Here is a 12,926-nt window from a genome sequence, read left to right as displayed (position 1 = left end):
TCTTCCTACCCTACGATCGTTTCCGCAGATACGCGGGCATCCTCACCGGCCGGGTCGAACCATTGGAGGTGGCTGCTCAGTTCCACCACTTCCCCCACAACGATCATGGCAGGGTTTTCGATAAAACGGCTCTTTTCTACAATCGTATCGATCGTACCCTTTACCATTTTCTGGCTGCTCATCGTTCCGTTCTGGATAAGGGCCATAGGTGTATCTGGAGATCGTCCATAGTTTTTCAGCCGATCACAAATCTCCGGAAGTCTTTTGACACCCATATAGATGCACAGCGTATCCATGCTTTTGACGACCCGCTCCCAGTACGCTTCTTCATCGGTTCCTGGTTTGCTGACTCCGGATATGAAAGCGACCGATGAGCTGTAATCCCTGTGTGTAACAGGGATGCCGGCGTACGCAGGTGCAGCTGTACCGGACGTAATTCCCGGAACAATTTCAAAAGGAATCGATCTCTTCGCGAGAGCTTCTGCTTCTTCCCCGCCGCGGCCGAACACAAATGGATCGCCCCCTTTAAGGCGTGTGACCACTTTCCCTTGGAGGGCGTATTTGACAAGAAGGTGATTGATGGTTGATTGGGAAAGTGCGTGATGATCGGGTCTTTTCCCGCAGAAAACAAGCTCAGCTCCCTCTTTTGTTTCCTCCAGCAGATCCTGGTTGATCAGTCTGTCATACAGGACAACATCAGCCTTCTGGACAGCTTTAAGACCTTTCACAGTAATCAAATCAATGTCTCCAGGACCTGCGCCTACGATATATACTTTGGTCACGTTCATCCCTCCTTGTCGTTCAGCCACTTTTTATCAATGAGAAGTTGAAAAATCTGTTCCGCACAATCCTGGATGGAATGTTGACCGGACTGCACGATACATTCCGGATTGACCGGTGCCTCATAAGGCGCATCCACGCCTGTGAATCCCGAGATTTCACCAGCTCTCGCTTTTTTGTACAATCCTTTTGGATCCCTGTTTTCACATTCCTCTACAGGACAATCGACGAAGACTTCCATAAACTCATCCTCTTCCAAAAGGGAGCGGACCCGGTCACGGTCCTGCCTGTATGGAGAAATAAAAGCCGTCAAAACGATGGACCCATTGTCTGTAAACAACTTGGATACCTCACCAATCCGGCGGATGTTTTCTGTACGGTCGGCTTCAGAAAAACCAAGATCTTGATTCAACCCATGACGGACGTTATCCCCGTCAAGCAGGTAGGTTTGGATGCCGTGCTCAAAAAGCAGGCGGTTCAAATGGTTTGCAATGCTGGATTTACCAGCCCCTGAGAGGCCGGTGAACCAGAGCACACCACTGAAATGACCGTTTTTACTGCGGTAATCTTTTTTTTGTACGGCAGCTTCATGCCATGTCAAATTCGTCGCCATTCCATTCACCCCTTTACATCCGCTGTCTGTTGTTTAAGGCCTTCAATCAGCACTTCCACAACCTCTGGGCGGCTGAACGTTTTCGGTGGTTTCTGCCCGCTGCGAAGCAGCTCGCGCACTTTTGTCCCTGATAAAATTACGTGATGCTCCTTGCTGTGAGGGCAGGTTTTATGAGAAGCCATTGCTTCACAGGCTTTGCAGTAAAAACTGTGTTCAAAAAAGACGGGGGTTATTTCCAGCTCCCCTTCTTCAAAGTGACTGAAGATTTTTTGGGCGTCATATGTACCATAATAATCGCCGACACCTGCATGATCCCTCCCGACTATGAAATGGGAGCAGCCGAAATTCTTCCGGACAATCGCATGGAAGATGGCTTCCCGCGGGCCTGCATAGCGCATAGCCGCATTAAAGACAGCCAGGGTCACCCGGTTTTCTGGATAATATTCATCCAAGAGTACTTCATAGCTTCTCATGCGCACATCACTCGGGATATCATCGCTTTTCGTTTCTCCTACGAGCGGATTCAGAAATAGTCCATCTACACTTTCCAGGGCCGCTTTTTGGATATATTCATGAGCACGGTGAACAGGATTACGCGTTTGGAAACCGACAACCTTTTCCCATCCGGCCTGTTGGAATCGTTCTCTTGTCTCTTCGGGATCAAGGTAGTAATGGTCTGAATGCTCCCGCTCCGGACGATGGAATACTTCAATTCTGCCACCCACATAAAAATCCGGGCGCTTGTAAAGTTTACTGACCCCTGGATGAGCGTCTTCTGTCGTTAAGTAAACCTTTGCAGCTTCTTTCTGTTTATCCGGCTTGTAAATATCTTCGATTTCAATCACACCGTAGATCGTCCCATCTTTGACAAGTGCCGCTTGACCTTGTAACGAACGGGCCTGCTCTTCAGATACAGGCAGTGTGATCGGAAGACTCCAGGGAGTGCCGTCTTGCAAACGAAGGTTTTCAACGACGTGCTCATAATCATCCTTTGTTAAAAACCCTTGAAGTGGACTGTACGCCCCATTAGCGATTAAATCGATATCACTCAACGCCATCGCATCAAGTTCGATCCTTTGTTCCGGAAGTGTTTCAGGCTGTGCTGTAAAACGATTGATTAACTGCCCGCCATGCGGTTGAATAATGGACATAGATTATCTCTCCTTTATTGTTTCGTATCTCCGGCCGTGTGGAGTCCACACTCCGTTTTATTGAATCCCTGCCATCTTCCTGAGCGGCCGTCATCCAGCGCTTTCGCTGTGCAGGGGATGCATCCGACACTTGGATAACTCTGGTCGTGCAATTCATTGTAATCCAAGCTATTTAGTCGGATATATGACCAGACGTCTTCCCATGTCCAGTGAATTAAGGGGCATACCTTGATGGACCGGAAGCGTTCGTCCTTGTTTACGAAATTCGTATGACTCCGGCTTGCAGATTGTTCCCTTCTTAATCCTGACATCCAGGCCGCTGCTCCTGTCAGGGCTTCTTCCAGCGGTTTGATTTTTCTGATGGCACAGCATTGGTCGGGGTTCCTTTTCCAAAGAGCCGGACCATATTCCTCTGCCTGTTCTTCCACCGTCAACTCCGGCTTTTTCATATGGATGTTCAACTCCGGATATCTCTTTTTCACTTTTTCAATTAAATCATAGGTTTCCTGGAAGTGAAGTCCGGTGTCCAGAAAAACGACGTCGGCATCAGGTTGTGCCTTTGCAATGAAATCAAGCAGTACGATAGCTTCAGCACCGAAGCTGCACGCATAAACGAGCTGTTTTCCATATTGCCCGTAAGCCCATCGAATCACACTCTCTGCCCCTTTGTGTCCATTATCAATGTCCATATGGTGTAAAGGATCGCTGGTGAATGTTTCATATGTCGGTGCACTCGTATTCATAAGCTCCTCCTTTCTTATCTTCAACAAAAAAACCTTTCTTCTGATAGTAAGAAGAAAGGAGAGTCATCATACATGATTCAACCGTTCTTCTTATCCTTCCAAGTGTTGATCACCTGCTGGAATTGGCACAGTTTCTGTTCATGAAGACAGATCCGTTGCCGAGGCTTCCAAGGGCCAGTCCCTCCACCTCTCTCGATAAGAAAAATGTTTCCAGATATTGTTCAAAAGATTTGATTCAAATATTAGACCCGATTTAATGATATGTCAACATGTATTTAAAATATTACTAGTTTTCTGTTTATTTTAATGTAAACCATTGACAAATAGTCATCCATGTTTTAGCTTTGAATATATTATTCATGTACTTAGGAATTCCGCTTTCGGAGCGGGCTACATATATCCTTATAAAGAGCCGGGGGAGGAAACTGGTCTGATGATCCCGCAGCAACCTCGCATAGGAAAAGGTGCTCATTCCAGCAGACGGTGGTCTGAAAGATAAGGAGAGGAAGCTTGACCTCTTCTGGATGAAGAGGTTTTTTTGTGCCTCTTCATGGTTAAAACCAAGTAATCTTATGTGTTTAATCAAAAGGAGAGGTACGATGAAGAAATTACTTATATTTTCACTGGTTGGATTCTTTGCTCAATTGATGGATGGAGCCCTCGGAATGGGGTTTGGTTTAAGTTCCTCCACCATCCTCCTCGCCTACGGAATGGCTCCGGCGGTAGCCTCCGCCTCCATTCATTTGTCCCAGATTGCTACAACGGCAGCTTCCGGGTTTTCCCATTATAAATTCGGAAACGTGGATAAACGGCTCGTTTTGACTCTTGCCCTCCCCGGAGGGATCAGTGCCTTTGCCGGGGCTGCTCTGCTCAGCTGGATTCCAGGTGATTTGATCCGTCCGTACATTTCCATCTTTTTACTAGGGCTTGGCATTTATGTGGTCATCCGCTTTTTGTTGATGAATCGAGTGAAGCCCTTGCAAACTGAAAAAAGACCATTTCGACGGCGCTTCTTGTTTCCTTTAGGTTTCCTGGGTGGTTTTCTTGATGCCGTGGGCGGTGGTGGTTGGGGGCCGGTAAATACTCCTGTTCTCTTATCCAGTAAAGGAATCCTTCCCAGAAAAGTCATTGGCACCGTAGATACAAGCGAATTCATCGTTACTTTATCCGCTACGGCCGGATTCCTGCTTTTCCTTGGGTGGGAGGAGCTGAGCTGGCTGCTTGTGCTCGCCTTTGTGATCGGTGGTGTCATAGCAGCCCCCCTCGCTGCCTGGCTTGTAAAAAAACTCCCCCCTCTCGTGCTTGGTGTGGCAGCGGGTGGATTTATCATTTTGACGAACAGCCGGACACTGCTTACCTATGCCACATGGAGTGAACAGATTATAATTGTTATCTACAGCCTGCTGCTTGCCGGATATGCCGCTGCCGTTATCTTCTCGGTGCGAAAATATATTCAACGGCACCGGCACCCGCATACGGAAACCCGACTAAAAAAAGCGCAGTTCTAATAGAGAACTACGCTTTCAGCCTATAGAACGACAAGCCAAGAAGACAAACCGTCAAGGCATTTTCAGAGGAAGACGTTCTACAGCAGCAGGGCGGCATTTGTCGATTGTTTTATCAATATCCTTTGTGAAACAATTTCTTTCATCTTCCCTCCTTCATTCAGACCATAGACCAATAAATAAGGCTGCCGGGAAAAATCCCGACAGCCTTAAAGCGCTGTTCTCAATTCAGAACCAGTGCTTTTTTATTCAATAGAGAAGATATAACTGTAAATCGGCTGACCACCGTGATGGATTTCCACCTCTAAATCTTCAAAGGTTTCTTCCACATAGGCTTCCAGTTCAGCCACATCCTTATCGTCCACACCTTCCCCGGTAAGAATGGTAAGGATTTCATCTTCATCCTCATCAATCATCTGGTTCAGCAGTGTTTTCGCCGTCATGAGGGCGTCTTTATCGGTCGCTGAAATCTTTCCGTCGGAAATCCCCATAAAATGACCCTTTTCAATATCAAGCCCGTCAATCTGGGTGTCCCGGACCGCATAGGTGATCTGTCCCGTTTTCACTTCTGACATCAAACTAATCATTTCTTCTTTGTTCGTATCGAGATCTGCTTCGGGATTGAAACCAAGCATAGCACTCATCCCTTGAGGAATGGTCTTCGTCGGGATGACAGCCACTTCCGCTTCCGCCATCTCTGCAGCCTGCTCTGCTGCCATCACGATGTTTTTGTTATTCGGAAGAATGAACACACGTTCTGCATGCGCTTCTTTAATAGCCTCCGATAAGTCCTGGGTACTAGGATTCATCGTTTGACCACCCTGGATGATTACGGTGGCTCCGAGGCTTTCGAAAAGTTTTTTCATTCCCTCGCCCATGCTGACGGTTACAATACCATATGGCGCTTTTTTCTCGGGCGCGGCTTTCGCTTTCTTATTACCAACGAGGGACGTATGCTGCTCCCTCATGTTTTCAATCTTCATATTGATCAGGCTGCCATACTTCTGTCCAAGCGTCATTGCTTCACCCGGGTACTCAACGTGGACGTGAACTTTGACCAGTTCTTCGTCAGACACGACAAGCAGGGAATCACCAAATTCACTCAGTCGGTTACGGAAAGCTTCTTCATCATAAGGATTCTCAGCCAGCTTATCCTCTTCGAATTTCACCATGAACTCCGTACAATAGCCGTAATGGATATCTTCGGTATTCATGAAGTCCTGAGCAAGTTTATGGTGTTCGGCGTTTACCATTTCGTTCATGGAAACCATTTCTTCGACATCCGGCATTTCCTCGCCTTTCAAGTTGGCCAGAAATCCTTCATAGATCGTTACAAGTCCCTGGCCGCCGCTGTCGACCACACCGACTTCCTTTAGAACCGGAAGAAGTTCAGGTGTCCGCTTCAGGGAAGCTTTGGCTGCTTCTACGACACCTTCCATGAAAGGAATAAAGTCCTCTTCCTTTTCAGCTATTTCCACAGATGCTTCCGCTGCTTCACGGGCAACAGTTAAGATTGTTCCTTCTACAGGCTTCATCACAGCTTTATAAGCCGTTTTCACACCACCCTGCAGGGCATCAGAGAAATCACGGGTCGTTAACACCTCTTTATTCTCAATGGCTTTTGCAAAGCCGCGGAAGACCTGGGAAAGAATTACTCCTGAATTTCCACGCGCACCCATAAGAAGACCTTTGGACAGAGAAGTGGAAACTGCTCCTGCATGGTCCTGGGAAACGTTTCTCACCTCGTCCGCTCCGGAGGTCATGGAAAGATTCATATTTGTTCCTGTATCCCCGTCAGGTACAGGGAATACATTCAGCGCATCGATCATCTGCGAGTTCTGCTTTAAATAATGCGCTCCCTGTAAAATCATCTCGGCTAATGTTCTGCCGTCAAGCTTTTGTAACGTCACACTTACTTCCTCCTTTGACTGCAACTGCAACCTATTCGCTTGTCACGCGGACTCCCTGGATGAAAATATTGACAGAGTCAACGGACAATCCGACTGTTTTGTTTAATGTGTATTTTACTTGAGATTGGACGTTATGAGCGACTTCCGATATCTTCGTACCATAGCTCACAATAATATACATATCAATGTGGAGGTGATCTTCTTCCTGTCTGACAACGACACCCCGGGAAAAGTTCTCTTTACGGAGCATTTCAGCCAGCCCGTCCCGCAGCTGGTTTTTAGAAGCCATGCCGACGATACCGTAGCACTCTACAGCTGCTCCTCCAGCAATCGTTGAAATAACTTCATTGCTAATCGTTATATGGCCGTATTGGTTGTTCAAATCCACAGACATATAGATCCTCCTTTAGATTCCTCAATTTCTCTCCTAATTATAACACAAGTGAAGGGTGATGAATTTGTGTTGACTGTTGAAAATAAGCCGGTTATCCCCTAATATACTTTGAAACAATTCAATCTGTCTGTCAAGAAAAAATTCTTGATATAATTGTTCGGAGATTATTGCAAAGCCTACATACATATGATAAAGTTACTAAGTATCTGATGATTTTTGTATGTAACAGGAGGGATTTTCATGGCACGTAGAAGTGTTCTATCTGGTAAAGGTACACGCGCAGGTAACCACCGTTCACACGCGATGAACGCTAATAAACGTAAATTCAAAGCAAATGTTCAAAAAGTACGCATCCTTGTGGATGGCAAGCCTCAGAAAGTTTACGTAACAGCGCGTGAACTTAAATCTGGTAAAGTCCAGCGCGTATAACAACGAGCTGAAAAAAGCACCCGTTCTGCGGGTGCTTTTTTTCTTGCCTTTATATGATTATGGCAGTCCCCGGGAGCGTCTACTCCGCCCCCAAAGACCACCGAATCGCATCAGGGCCTTCCGGGAGACACCTATCCTCTCCCTTCAGGCACGTATGGCCCGGAGCTAATCCTTTTTAAAAGTACTTATGACTGCGCGCACTATCCCCCCGACAAAACGCGGGAGTTTAATGGTGTAAAATTTCAAAAGAGCCCCCTCCTCCTAAGTGAACTAATGCGAACTCCCTTTTCCGTGATCCATTGAGTCTGTACTTCTTATTACTAAGAGTATGCCTGACTCAAATGAAAAAGTACCTGTATCTTCAACGAGCCTGTTGGAGATACATAAGGTGGACCCGAAGGGCAGATAAGCCTTGGAAAGTGGATAATAAAAGCCGTTGAGCGTCAGCTCCTTCACCTCCAGGGTCACAGGAAGAAAAGATAGATAGGGATAATGTGGGTCCTCATTGATTTTATGCGATCCGGACGCTGCCATTTCCACCTGGTTCTGATGATCCACGATAACCGCCTTCACCCCTTTTTTCATTAACGGATACAACAGCTGAATATTCGCTTGGGAATGGTCCATCCTTCCTCCCGTCACTCCGAGTAATACGATATGCTCTGCTTTCCGGTTCAGTGCCTCATTAATCGCAAGCTCCAAATCTGTCTCATCCTTCTCGTCCGGATATGTATGCATCTTTCGGGCCTTATCTTTAATCTTCTGATAGGAAGCAGCGCTGACCGAGTCAAAATCGCCGACGGCCACATCAGGGATTATTCCGGCTTCTACAAGCACTTCTGCTCCCTGATCTGCTCCGATCCATTCTACATCTTCCTCTGCCCATCGTTGGAAGCTGGGGATATAGGTTTTCGGCCCTCCACCGACTACGATGATTTTTTTCACGTATGCTCATCCTTTCTATAGAAAAAGCCCAAAGGATTCTCATCGATCCTCTGAGCTCTTTCAACTAAGACTCCAAATGCAGAGCCGCTTGGTTTTCCCTGTTATTTACAACGAGTCGCGGATCCCTTCAATGGCTTTTTTCCTGTCCGATTGATTAAAGACAGCACTGCCTGCCACAAGAACATCCGCTCCTGCTTCTGTGCAGAGACGGGCGGTCTTCTCGTTGACTCCGCCGTCCACTTCAATTTCATAGGAGAGGCCGTATTCGCTTCTTAATTGAGCCACCTGACTGATTTTATCAAGCATATCAGGAATAAATGCCTGACCGCCAAATCCTGGATTCACGGTCATCAATAAAACAACGTCCACTTCCCTAAGAACCGGACGGATCATTTCGACCGGTGTCCCGGGATTGATGACTACGCCCGCTTTCACTCCGAAGCTTTTGATCAGCTGCAGGGTGCGGTGGAGGTGAGGAGAAGCTTCCTGATGGACGGTAATGATATCCGCTCCCGCTTTGGCAAAGGCCTCTATATAGGCGTCCGGGTTCTCAATCATTAAATGGACATCAAGCGGAAGGTTGGTGACCGGCCTTACCGCATCCACAATCAGGGGGCCTATTGTTATATTAGGGACAAAATGGCCGTCCATAACATCCACATGAATGTAATCCGCTCCACCTTGGTCCACATCCTGGATTTCTTCAGCCAGTCTTGCAAAATCAGAAGATAAGATGGAAGGTGCAATTTTTGTCATTCCTTAATACCTCGGCTTTCTATTCTGGATTTCCTGCATGAACTGCAGGTAGTGGTCATAGCGGTGCTCTGATATAACGCCGTTTTCCACACCGGCTTTCACCGCACATTTAGGCTCTTTATGATGCAGACAGCCTCTGAACTTACAATCATTTTGTACTTCTACAAATTCCGGGAAGCACTCCGGCAGCTGTTCAAGCTCTAAATCCCCAAACTCAAGGGAGCTGAACCCCGGCGTATCGGCCACTAGCCCACCGGAAATGTCATACAGTTCCACGTGGCGTGTCGTATGCTTTCCTCTTCCAAGACTTTCAGAGATTTCATCCGTGTCGATGGAAAGACGGGGGTCGATGGAATTCAGCAACGACGACTTGCCGACTCCGGACTGCCCGGCAATCACCGTTGTCCGCCCAGCCAGGTGTGCTTGTATCTCATCCATGGAATGGGAATCGTTCACAGCCGACAAAATGACCGGGTATCCGACCTTCTCATACTCGGCCTTATACTGCTCCATTTCTTCCACCATAGCGCTGTCCAGCTGGTCCATCTTGGAAATCACGATAAACGGTTCGATCCGTTTAGCCTCAACGAGAACGAGAAATCTGTCCAGGAGAAGCGAATTAAAATCAGGATGGATGGCTGATGTTACAATCAACGCTTGGTCGACGTTGGCTATCGGCGGTCTTACAAATTCATTTTTCCGGTCATGGATGGATAAGATGTAGCCCTCTTCGTAGTTGTCCGCCTTAAATTCCACCATATCCCCGACGAGAGGGGACACTTTTTTCTTACGGAAGTTTCCGCGCCCACGGCATTGATAAACCTCACCGTCATGAAGCACGTAATAAAAACCGCTGAGAGCTTTTATAATTTTTCCGGTTGCCACTTGATCACCTTCTTAATAAGGAACATTTCCTTCATCAATCACTTCATCACCTCGCTGCACACGGTAAGACGCTTCCCCGCCTTCTTCTATAATCAGTGTTACATCAAAAGAGGTGGTTTCTGTGATGGTTTCTTCCACCACTGGTGTCTCCATATCGTTTTCATAATCGTCGACATAAATCAACACCTGCTGTTCTGTTTCTTCCGATTCCTCATTAAACGGAACTTCCAACGTTACGTTTTCTTCTCTCGGAGGTTTCTCCTCCGGCCCTTTGGATATGGTGATGGTTACTGTTGAACCTTCTTTCACATCGGTATACGCCTCCGGAGCCTGTGTAATCACCTCTCCAGCAGGTACAGTCTCCGAGTAGCTCTCAGCAACTTCAACGTCCAGGCTGCGGTCCTTTAAATATTTCTCCGCCTGTTCCTGGGTCATCCTGTCCAACCGTCCCAGATTAATGGTCGGGGGGCCGGTACTGACGCGGAAAATGACTTCCTCTTCTTCCGGAATCACGCTTGCCCCCGGGTTCGGAGAAAGCTGGGCGACAATTTGACCAGCCGGTTCATCGCTGGAAACAGGAATACGTTCAATCCCTGCGTACCCCTTATCCTGGAGTTCCTTATCGACCTGGTCATATTCTTCACCCACATAATCCGGGAATTCTTCCCGTTCTTTTCCTTTACTCGTATAAATCGTGACTTCTGTTTCTTCTTTCACTGTCATACCGGGTTCAGGATCTGTCGTAATAACAAGTCCCTCTTCCACTTCATCCGAAAACTGAGACTCACGGCTGACCATCAGGTTCAAATCACTCAGTTCACTGTAAACCTCTTCATATTCCCTTCCGTCAAGGTCTTCAGGGATGGTCACATCGGCAGGCTGAATGATTCCCGGTGTGAAATACAGGGCAGCTCCGCCTCCTAGTATGATCAGAAGCAGGAATGTCAGGACCCATGGCCAGATCTTTCTTTTCTTCTTTTTCTTTTCTTTATCGACCGGTTTCTTTTCCTCTGCCGGCTGCTGATGATGCACTTTTGTATCCTTGACCGGCTGATACTCACCGGTATGGATGATTGTATGATCTTCTGTGTGATCCCCGTAGGCTTCGTTCGTAATGACAGGGATGGCTTTCGTTTTTTCCTCCTCATCTTCCTCCGGCAGTTCAAAGGGTTTTTCATCCCGGCGGTAGGGTTCAAGTGAGGTCTCAATATCCTGTTCCATTTCCACCACGGTGGGATAACGGTGAAACGGATCTTTGGCCGTTGCTTTCAATACGACATTTTCCACACTCTGCGGCAGGTCAGGATGCCATCGTTTCAACGAAGGTGTATCATGCTGCAGATGCTTAAGGGCAATGGATACAGGAGACTCGCCTGAAAAAGGAAGACGTCCAGTCAGCAGTTCGAAGAAAACAATGCCCATCGAATAAACATCGGATTTCTTCGTCGCCATTCCTCCACGCGCCTGCTCAGGAGACAGATAATGAACAGAACCGAGAACTGAATTTGTCTGAGTCAGAGCGGTCGCACTCAAAGCCATTGCGATTCCGAAATCAGTCACTTTTACATGGCCGTAATGATCAATCAAAATATTCTGCGGCTTGATATCTCTGTGTACAATGCCGTTGTCATGGGCATGCGTGATGGCAGAAGTTACCTGACGCATAATGTCCACCGCTTCCGAAACATCAACAGGACTGTTCTGCTGGATATACTGCTTCAGTGTCATGCCGTCTACATATTCCATGACCATATAATACAAATCGTCCTCTTCCCCGACATCGTATATATTGACGATATTCGGATGAGAAAGGCTGGTAGCGGACTGAGCTTCCCGGTGGAAACGCGCAATAAACTCTTCATCATTTCCGTGTTCCAGCCTTAGTACCTTGATGGCTACGCTTCTGTCCAGGATGGTATCATGAGCTAAATAGACGTTCGCCATCCCTCCGCCGCCAATCATTCTATCGACACGGTAACGGTCATTAAGAAGACGGTCATTGAGCATCAATCCACACCTTCCTTCTCACCTTGGGGTGGGAGATGATGGACAATGGCAAGAGTGATATTGTCTTCTCCGCCCCGCTCATTAGCCCGTTCAACAAGAGAGCGGGCGAAATCGGACCAGTCTCCTTCGTGATCACTTAAACCACTCAATTCTTCATGACTCACTTTATTGGTCAGACCGTCTGTACAAAGAAGAACACGGTTATCCGGATCCCACTCCATACTCTGGACATCAGGAAAAAGGTCATATTCTGTGCCGAGCGCCTTTAGCAGAACATTTTTGCGGGGGTGATGCTCGGCCTGTTCTTCTGTAATCTGTCCGGACCTGACAAGCTCATTGACGAGCGAATGGTCTTCCGTAACGGCTTTGAATCCGTAAGCATTTGCTAAATAACAACGGCTGTCCCCGATGTGGGCAATGGATACAAACTGTTCGGTGCAGATAGCTGCTACAATTGTCGTCCCCATGCCGGCACATTCTTCATGTTCAGAAGCATAGGTTTTGATTTCATTATTGGCGGAGCGGATGGTTTCCTTTATCCACTCTTCAGCACTATTCGGAGTTTGAAACGAACCCGTATGCTCCCATTCCTTATGTAAAACATCAACAGCCATCCGGCTGGCGACATCACCTGCCTGATGTCCCCCCATGCCGTCGGCTGCGACAGCAAGCACCTGACCGGAATGATTTCTGAACACGCCGCCTGCATCTTCATTATGAGCCCTTACTCTGCCTTGATCTGTGAGGTAGTACTCTATCATGGACGTTCACCTGCCTTTTTCAGTTACTGTCATCCATAGAAGGCCGG

14 protein-coding genes and 2 riboswitches are annotated in these 12,926 nt (G+C 47.4%); of the genes, 2 read left to right on the top strand and 12 right to left on the bottom strand.

Annotated features, from left to right (window positions below; translation table 11 throughout):
- Positions 1 to 5: 5 nt before the first annotated feature.
- Genes cobA through QMA39_RS03165 form a run of 4 tightly spaced genes read right to left on the bottom strand, consistent with a single transcriptional unit; the run spans position 6 to position 3,287 of the window.
- Positions 6 to 782 (bottom strand): uroporphyrinogen-III C-methyltransferase, encoded by a 777-nt coding sequence (gene cobA / locus QMA39_RS03180; protein WP_281657976.1) that lies wholly within the window; start codon positions 780 to 782, stop codon positions 6 to 8.
- Between the two features lie 2 nt (positions 783 to 784).
- Positions 785 to 1,393 carry an adenylyl-sulfate kinase gene (gene cysC, locus QMA39_RS03175; protein WP_027954160.1) on the bottom strand — a complete coding sequence of 203 codons (609 nt, stop codon included), beginning with the start codon at positions 1,391 to 1,393 and terminating at the stop codon, positions 785 to 787.
- Positions 1,394 to 1,398: 5 nt separating this feature from the next.
- On the bottom strand, positions 1,399 to 2,544 hold the full coding sequence (sat, locus tag QMA39_RS03170; protein WP_281657975.1) for a sulfate adenylyltransferase: 1,146 nt from the start codon (positions 2,542 to 2,544) through the stop codon (positions 1,399 to 1,401).
- A gap of 14 nt (positions 2,545 to 2,558) precedes the next feature.
- A complete protein-coding gene (locus QMA39_RS03165; RefSeq protein ID WP_281657974.1) occupies positions 2,559 to 3,287 on the bottom strand; it encodes a phosphoadenylyl-sulfate reductase in 729 nt (242 codons plus the stop codon).
- Between the two features lie 87 nt (positions 3,288 to 3,374).
- Positions 3,375 to 3,489: riboswitch (SAM riboswitch) on the bottom strand.
- 197 nt (positions 3,490 to 3,686) lie between these two features.
- Positions 3,687 to 3,789, top strand: a riboswitch (SAM riboswitch).
- 97 nt (positions 3,790 to 3,886) lie between these two features.
- Here QMA39_RS03165 and QMA39_RS03160 point away from each other — a divergent pair.
- Positions 3,887 to 4,795 (top strand): sulfite exporter TauE/SafE family protein, encoded by a 909-nt coding sequence (locus QMA39_RS03160; RefSeq protein WP_281657973.1) that lies wholly within the window; start codon positions 3,887 to 3,889, stop codon positions 4,793 to 4,795.
- A 242-nt stretch (positions 4,796 to 5,037) separates the two neighbouring features.
- On the opposite strand, the gene QMA39_RS03155 is transcribed toward QMA39_RS03160, so the two are convergent.
- Both QMA39_RS03155 and QMA39_RS03150 read right to left on the bottom strand, forming a co-directional pair.
- A complete protein-coding gene (locus QMA39_RS03155; protein WP_281657972.1) occupies positions 5,038 to 6,702 on the bottom strand; it encodes a DAK2 domain-containing protein in 1,665 nt (554 codons plus the stop codon).
- 31 nt (positions 6,703 to 6,733) lie between these two features.
- Positions 6,734 to 7,096 carry an Asp23/Gls24 family envelope stress response protein gene (locus QMA39_RS03150; RefSeq protein WP_027954155.1) on the bottom strand — a complete coding sequence of 121 codons (363 nt, stop codon included), beginning with the start codon at positions 7,094 to 7,096 and terminating at the stop codon, positions 6,734 to 6,736.
- 240 nt (positions 7,097 to 7,336) lie between these two features.
- On the opposite strand from QMA39_RS03150, the gene rpmB reads away from it, so the two are divergent.
- Entirely contained in the window at positions 7,337 to 7,525 is a 189-nt protein-coding gene (gene rpmB, locus QMA39_RS03145; protein WP_027954154.1) for a 50S ribosomal protein L28, read from the top strand.
- Positions 7,526 to 7,690: 165 nt separating this feature from the next.
- Here the strand turns inward: rpmB and spoVM are convergent, their stop codons facing one another.
- From spoVM to QMA39_RS03115, 6 genes are all read right to left on the bottom strand, one after another.
- Complete coding sequence (gene spoVM, locus QMA39_RS03140) at positions 7,691 to 7,771, bottom strand: stage V sporulation protein SpoVM (RefSeq protein WP_035531293.1); 81 nt, start codon at positions 7,769 to 7,771, stop codon at positions 7,691 to 7,693.
- 24 nt (positions 7,772 to 7,795) lie between these two features.
- Positions 7,796 to 8,470 carry a thiamine diphosphokinase gene (locus tag QMA39_RS03135; RefSeq protein WP_281657971.1) on the bottom strand — a complete coding sequence of 225 codons (675 nt, stop codon included), beginning with the start codon at positions 8,468 to 8,470 and terminating at the stop codon, positions 7,796 to 7,798.
- A gap of 105 nt (positions 8,471 to 8,575) precedes the next feature.
- Positions 8,576 to 9,226, bottom strand: a complete 651-nt coding sequence (gene rpe / locus QMA39_RS03130) for a ribulose-phosphate 3-epimerase (protein WP_281657970.1) — start codon at positions 9,224 to 9,226, stop codon at positions 8,576 to 8,578.
- Positions 9,227 to 9,229: 3 nt separating this feature from the next.
- On the bottom strand, positions 9,230 to 10,111 hold the full coding sequence (gene rsgA / locus QMA39_RS03125; protein ID WP_281657969.1) for a ribosome small subunit-dependent GTPase A: 882 nt from the start codon (positions 10,109 to 10,111) through the stop codon (positions 9,230 to 9,232).
- A 12-nt stretch (positions 10,112 to 10,123) separates the two neighbouring features.
- Positions 10,124 to 12,118, bottom strand: a complete 1,995-nt coding sequence (gene pknB, locus QMA39_RS03120; RefSeq protein WP_281657968.1) for a Stk1 family PASTA domain-containing Ser/Thr kinase — start codon at positions 12,116 to 12,118, stop codon at positions 10,124 to 10,126.
- Positions 12,118 to 12,879, bottom strand: a complete 762-nt coding sequence (locus QMA39_RS03115; protein ID WP_281657967.1) for a Stp1/IreP family PP2C-type Ser/Thr phosphatase — start codon at positions 12,877 to 12,879, stop codon at positions 12,118 to 12,120. The genes pknB and QMA39_RS03115 overlap by 1 nt, the downstream gene beginning before the upstream one ends.
- Between the last annotated feature and the right edge of the window lie 47 nt (positions 12,880 to 12,926).

It is taken from the genome of Halobacillus sp. Cin3, assembly GCF_947311855.1.
Taxonomy (GTDB): domain Bacteria; phylum Bacillota; class Bacilli; order Bacillales; family Halobacillaceae; genus Halobacillus; species Halobacillus kuroshimensis.
The sequence above is the reverse complement of the archived record's forward strand: the minus strand, read 5'-3'. Positions and strand labels throughout refer to the sequence as shown.

Coding starts and splice junctions, on each gene's coding strand:
- sat (WP_281657975.1), bottom strand. CDS start 2,544: ATGTCCATTATTCAACCGCATGGCGGGCAGTTAATCAATCGTTTTACA.
- QMA39_RS03160 (WP_281657973.1), top strand. CDS start 3,887: ATGAAGAAATTACTTATATTTTCACTGGTTGGATTCTTTGCTCAATTG.
- rpmB (WP_027954154.1), top strand. CDS start 7,337: ATGGCACGTAGAAGTGTTCTATCTGGTAAAGGTACACGCGCAGGTAAC.
- QMA39_RS03115 (WP_281657967.1), bottom strand. CDS start 12,879: ATGATAGAGTACTACCTCACAGATCAAGGCAGAGTAAGGGCTCATAAT.
- QMA39_RS03165 (WP_281657974.1), bottom strand. CDS start 3,287: ATGAATACGAGTGCACCGACATATGAAACATTCACCAGCGATCCTTTA.
- rpe (WP_281657970.1), bottom strand. CDS start 9,226: ATGACAAAAATTGCACCTTCCATCTTATCTTCTGATTTTGCAAGACTG.
- cysC (WP_027954160.1), bottom strand. CDS start 1,393: ATGGCGACGAATTTGACATGGCATGAAGCTGCCGTACAAAAAAAAGAT.
- pknB (WP_281657968.1), bottom strand. CDS start 12,118: ATGCTCAATGACCGTCTTCTTAATGACCGTTACCGTGTCGATAGAATG.
- QMA39_RS03150 (WP_027954155.1), bottom strand. CDS start 7,096: ATGTCTGTGGATTTGAACAACCAATACGGCCATATAACGATTAGCAAT.